Below are 4534 nucleotides of genomic sequence, written 5' to 3'. Positions count from 1 at the left end.
GCCGGCCCCGCGTGGCGTCCCGCAGATCGAGGTCGCCTTCGACATCGACGCCAACGGCATCATGCACGTCGCCGCCAAGGACCTCGGCACCGGCAGGGAACAGCGGATGACGGTCACCGGCGGCTCCGCGCTGCCCAAGGACGACATCGACCGCATGATGCGCGAGGCCGAGCAGCACGCCGAGGAGGACCGCCGCAAGCGTGAGGCCGCCGAGGCCCGCAACCAGGGCGAGCAGCTCGTCTACCAGACCGAGACGTTCCTCAGGGACAACGAGGACAAGATCCCCGGCGAGGTGAAGACCGAGGTCGAGACCGCCGTCGGCGAGCTGAAGGAGAAGCTCAAGGCCGACTCCGCCGAGGCCGACAACACCGCCGAGATCCGCACCGCCACGGAGAAGGTCGCCGCGGTGAGTCAGAAGCTCGGCCAGGCACTTTACGCCCAGGCGCAGGCCCAGGGCGCTCAGGCCGGCCCGGCCGGCGCGGACGGGACCACGTCGGGTGCGGGTGCGGCAACCGGCGCCGACGATGAGGTCGTCGACGCGGAGATCATCGACGAGGACAAGCAGAAGGGAAGCACGGGATGAACCGCTCGACCGACACCCGCGGCGGCCCGCGTCCGCAGCTGGTGATCGTCCGGGGCGGGCTCGGCGACGGCCCGGACGCGCTCCCCGACCGTGCCGCCCGCGGGCAGGAGCAGACCGGCCGGGCCGCCGGCGGGTCCTCCGAGCGCGACGGGACCACCGCCCCGCCGTCGTCTCAGGAGGCGGAGCTCCGCGCTGAACTGCGTGAACGCACCGCCGACCTGCAACGGCTGGTGGCCGAATACGACAACTACCGCAAGCGGATACGCCGTGAGCGCCTTGCCGTCCGCCAGATCGCCGTGGCCAACGTGCTCTCCCGACTCCTGCCCGTACTCGACGCCCTTACCGAGGCCCGAGCGCAGGGGGAGGTGACGGGCGGTTTCCAGCGCGTCGCCCAGGCGCTGGAAACCGAACTGACGGCACTGGGCCTGGAGTCCTTCGGCACGGCGGGCGAGCCGTTCGACCCACGCGTGCACGATGCGGTCTCGTACGCATACGAGCCGGCGGAGATGCGCACGCCCACGGACGCCGGTGCGGCCGCGGACGCGTACCGGCCTCCCGGCACACGCCCGCCCGCCGACACATCCACGCCCTCCGACCAGGGTGGCCGGCCCGCCTGCACCGCGATACTGCGCTTGGGCTATCGGGTCGGCGACCAGTTGCTGCGCCCCGCCCAGGTGGCCGTCACGGAATCCGCTCGTCCGACGCCCCGCGCAACCGACGGGCACGACGCGTCCGGCGACCACGAGGCACAGCTGCCCTGAGCGGACGGCACGAGCGGACGGGATGAGCAGACGGGACGAGCAGACGGGATGAGCGGGCAGGATGAGCGGACAGGAATGAGGTGAGGGCGCGTGCCCCCGGTCCCGGAGACGACATCCGCCTGGGTGGTCGAGCACCCGGCGCCGATCGCCTCCGCCCCGTTGCGGTACGTACAGCGCGCGACGTCCGAGCCCGGCCCCGAGGAACTCCTGCTGCGTGTGCGCGCTTGCGGGGTCTGCCGGACCGATCTGCATCTTGCCGAGGGGGACCTGCCGCCCCGCAAGGCGCGCTGTACGCCCGGCCATGAGGTGGTCGGCGAGGTGGCCGCTACGGGGCCCGTCGTCCAGGATTTCCGGGTCGGTGACCGCGTGGGCGCCGCGTGGCTGGCGGAAACCTGCGGACGATGCCGCTACTGCCGCACGAAGCGGGAGAACCTGTGTCCCGGCTCCCGCTACACCGGCTGGGACATCCACGGCGGATTCGCCGACCACGTGCTCGTGGACGCCCGGTTCGCCTACCGCCTCCCGGAAGGATGGCCCGACGAGGACACCGCACCGCTGCTGTGCGCGGGCATCATCGGCTACCGGGCGCTTGAACGGGCCGACTTGCCGCCCGGCGGCCGGCTCGGCATCTACGGTTTCGGGGCATCCGCGCACCTCACCGCCCAGCTTGCCGTGGCCCGGGGCGCCGAGGTGCACGTCGTCACCCGCTCACCGCGGGCGCAGCGGCTGGCGCTGGAGCTGGGGGCGGCCTCCGCAGGCTCTGACGCGCCCCCGGAGGCACTGGATGCCGCGATCCTTTTCGCGCCGGCCGGGAGTCTGGTGCCGGTGGCGCTGGCGGCGCTGGACCGCGGCGGCACACTGGCGATCGCGGGGATCCACCTGAGTGCCATCCCCCCGCTCGACTATGCCCGGCATCTGTTCCAGGACCGGACCGTGCGCAGCGTGACCGCCAATACCCGCGAGGACGGCCGCGCCTTCCTCGCCGAGGCCGCGCGGTTGCGCCCCACCGTCCGGGTAATGCGCTACCCGATTCGGCGGGCAGACGAGGCCCTGGCGGACCTGGCAGCCGGGCGCGTCACCGGAGTGGCCGTCCTCGTCACGTAGTGCACACCCCCGCGCGCCGCCCGTCTCAGAGTGTGACCTGGTCATTGACCTCATCTGCGGCCATGTGCCCACGATGAGAGGCAATTTTCGCCACCTACGAAAAGCGGTCCGCATGACTACACATGTGCATGTCCGCCTCATTCAAAGCCTCACCGCCTCAGAAGACGGGGAACTGGTCGAACTCTCCTATTGCCGGTGCGGAGCCACGTGGATCAACACGTATCCGGCACAGGCCCCGGACGCCGAATAGGGACACCCGAGCAGGCACGACCCGCACACTCGCCACGCTCGCAACCCCCTGTGTACGGGCCAAGAAGCCGTATCAGGCCGACCCGCGGCGCGTGCGGTGATGATGCCGATCGCGCAGATGACAGCGAATCCGAACAGCAGACTCCGTGCCGAGCCGAGCATCGGCCCTCCGCCCAGGTTGACCAGGACACCGGCGACCGCCGTACCGAACCCCCGTCGACATCGTGGTCACATTAACCTCTTCCATCACCCTGAAGGGCGAGGATTTTCCGTCTGTGGGTGGTCCTCACCGTGAGGTCCACCCGCTCCGGGTGAGTTCCTGTTTCCTCCCCACGCGGGGTGGGGGTTGTGCGCGCTGCCGGGCTGCTGCCTGGTCTTACGTGCGCTCCGCAGGCGTTTACTCGCGCCGTTACCGGCGTGAGGCCCCCGGTTCGGGGGTGGGTGGTTCTGTCTTGCTGACCGTGAGGATGCGGCGGCCTTCGTATCGGACGTTCTTGCCCGCGTTCCAGTCCCGGTCGTGGACGGTGCCGCAGGTCGGCTCACTGCATGTCCAGGTGCGGACGTGCAGGGGCTTAGGGCCGTCGCGGTGTCCGCAGGCGGAACATATCTGGGAGGAGGGGAAGTCGCGGGCGACCTTGACGAACTGCCGTGCACGCCGCGTCGCCTTGTACTCCAGGAAGGCGACGAACTGTGCCCATCCAGCGTCGTGCACGCTCTTGGCCAGGCGGCCACGCGCCATGCCTCGCACGTTCAGGGTCTCCACGAACACCGCTTGATTCTCGCTGGTGAGCTTGTGGGACCACTGGTGGTGGAAGTTCCGGCGCGCATCCGCCACCTGGGCGTGAGCGCGGGCGACCTTGATTCGGGCCTTGTCCCGGTTGTTGCTGCCTCTCTTCTTCCGCGACAGCTCCCGCTGCCGCTTCTTCAGCTGCTTCTCCGCCCGCCGCAGGTACTTCGGCGAAGCGATGTGCGAGCCGTCCGCCAGCACCGCGAAGCGGGTCAAGCCCAGGTCGATGCCCTGGTCCCCGTCGACTGGCGCAAGGATGTCGGCGGCCGGATCGGTCTCCACGACGAAGCTGGCCCAGTACCGGCCAGCCCGGTCCTTGATCAGCGTCACCGACGACGGGACCGAGGGCAGCTCACGGGTCCACTTGACCCGCACGTCCCCGATCTTCGGCAGCCTCAGCTTGCCGTCCTGGGCGATCTTGAACCGGTCGGAGATGGTGAACCGTGCGGTCTGCCGGTTGTCCTTGCGGGACTTGCGGCGCGGCGGCTCGACCCTCGGGCCCTTGCGCTTGCCGGTCTTGGAGTCCTCGTGTGCCTTCCACGCCTTGTCCAGGTCGCGGAGAGTCTGCTGGAGCACGCCGACCGGCGCGTCCGACAGAAACGCACGCTCCGGGGTCTTCTTCGCTGCGGTGATCAGCAGCCTGCTGGTGAACTTCCCGCCGAAGGTCGCTGTCTCCAAGCTGGTCAACTCCCTCAAGGGTGTCTCCTCCCGAAGGATGCGCCAGGAGTTCCCCGACCTGGTGCAGCACTACTACCGGGCCAACAAACTGTGGTCCGGGTCGTACTTCGCCGGTTCGGTCGGCGGAGCCCCGCTGGCGATGGTCCGCCGGTACATCGAGAACCAGAACCGACCGCTGTAGCTGGCCGAGGTCAACAGTGCGCCCCCCCCGCTCGGGTCAGAGCAGCCCTGAGAAGCAATTCCCTACCAGGCTGAAGCCCGGTACTCCCCCGCTAGATGTATTGACCTGGAGCGTTGTTCACACGGCTGATGGGTGGCTTGCCGTCCAGTGCGGTGTGGCAGCGGTGGTGGTTGTAGGTGTGGAGGAAGTCT

4 protein-coding genes and 2 pseudogenes are annotated in these 4534 nt (G+C 69.6%); 4 read left to right on the top strand and 2 right to left on the bottom strand.

From position 1 onward, the window contains the following. The 3 genes from AB0I10_RS40440 to AB0I10_RS40430 form a co-directional block, all read left to right on the top strand. On the top strand, positions 1-583 hold a 583-nt coding region (locus AB0I10_RS40440; protein WP_363157737.1), incomplete at its 5' end, for an Hsp70 family protein. Further along, on the top strand, positions 580-1344 hold the full coding sequence (grpE, locus tag AB0I10_RS40435; protein ID WP_363157736.1) for a nucleotide exchange factor GrpE: 765 nt from the start codon (positions 580-582) through the stop codon (positions 1342-1344). The genes AB0I10_RS40440 and grpE, both read left to right, overlap by 4 nt. 90 nt (positions 1345-1434) lie before the next feature. Next, positions 1435-2448, top strand: a complete 1014-nt coding sequence (locus tag AB0I10_RS40430; RefSeq protein ID WP_363157735.1) for a zinc-dependent alcohol dehydrogenase family protein — start codon at positions 1435-1437, stop codon at positions 2446-2448. Positions 2449-3106: 658 nt separating this feature from the next. On the opposite strand, the gene AB0I10_RS40425 is transcribed toward AB0I10_RS40430, so the two are convergent. After that, positions 3107-4162 carry an RNA-guided endonuclease TnpB family protein gene (locus tag AB0I10_RS40425; protein WP_363157734.1) on the bottom strand — a complete coding sequence of 352 codons (1056 nt, stop codon included), beginning with the start codon at positions 4160-4162 and terminating at the stop codon, positions 3107-3109. Here AB0I10_RS40425 and tnpA point away from each other — a divergent pair. Further along, a pseudogene (tnpA, locus tag AB0I10_RS40420) lies at positions 4125-4343 on the top strand (IS200/IS605 family transposase); the annotation flags it as partial. The gene AB0I10_RS40425 and the pseudogene tnpA overlap by 38 nt on opposite strands. Positions 4344-4434: 91 nt before the next feature. Here tnpA and AB0I10_RS40415 read toward each other — a convergent pair. Beyond that, positions 4435-4534: pseudogene (locus AB0I10_RS40415) on the bottom strand (IS481 family transposase); the annotation flags it as partial.

The sequence above is a fragment of the Streptomyces sp. NPDC050636 genome, assembly GCF_040654775.1.
GTDB lineage: Bacteria > Actinomycetota > Actinomycetes > Streptomycetales > Streptomycetaceae > Streptomyces.
The sequence above is the reverse complement of the archived record's forward strand: the minus strand, read 5'-3'. Positions and strand labels throughout refer to the sequence as shown.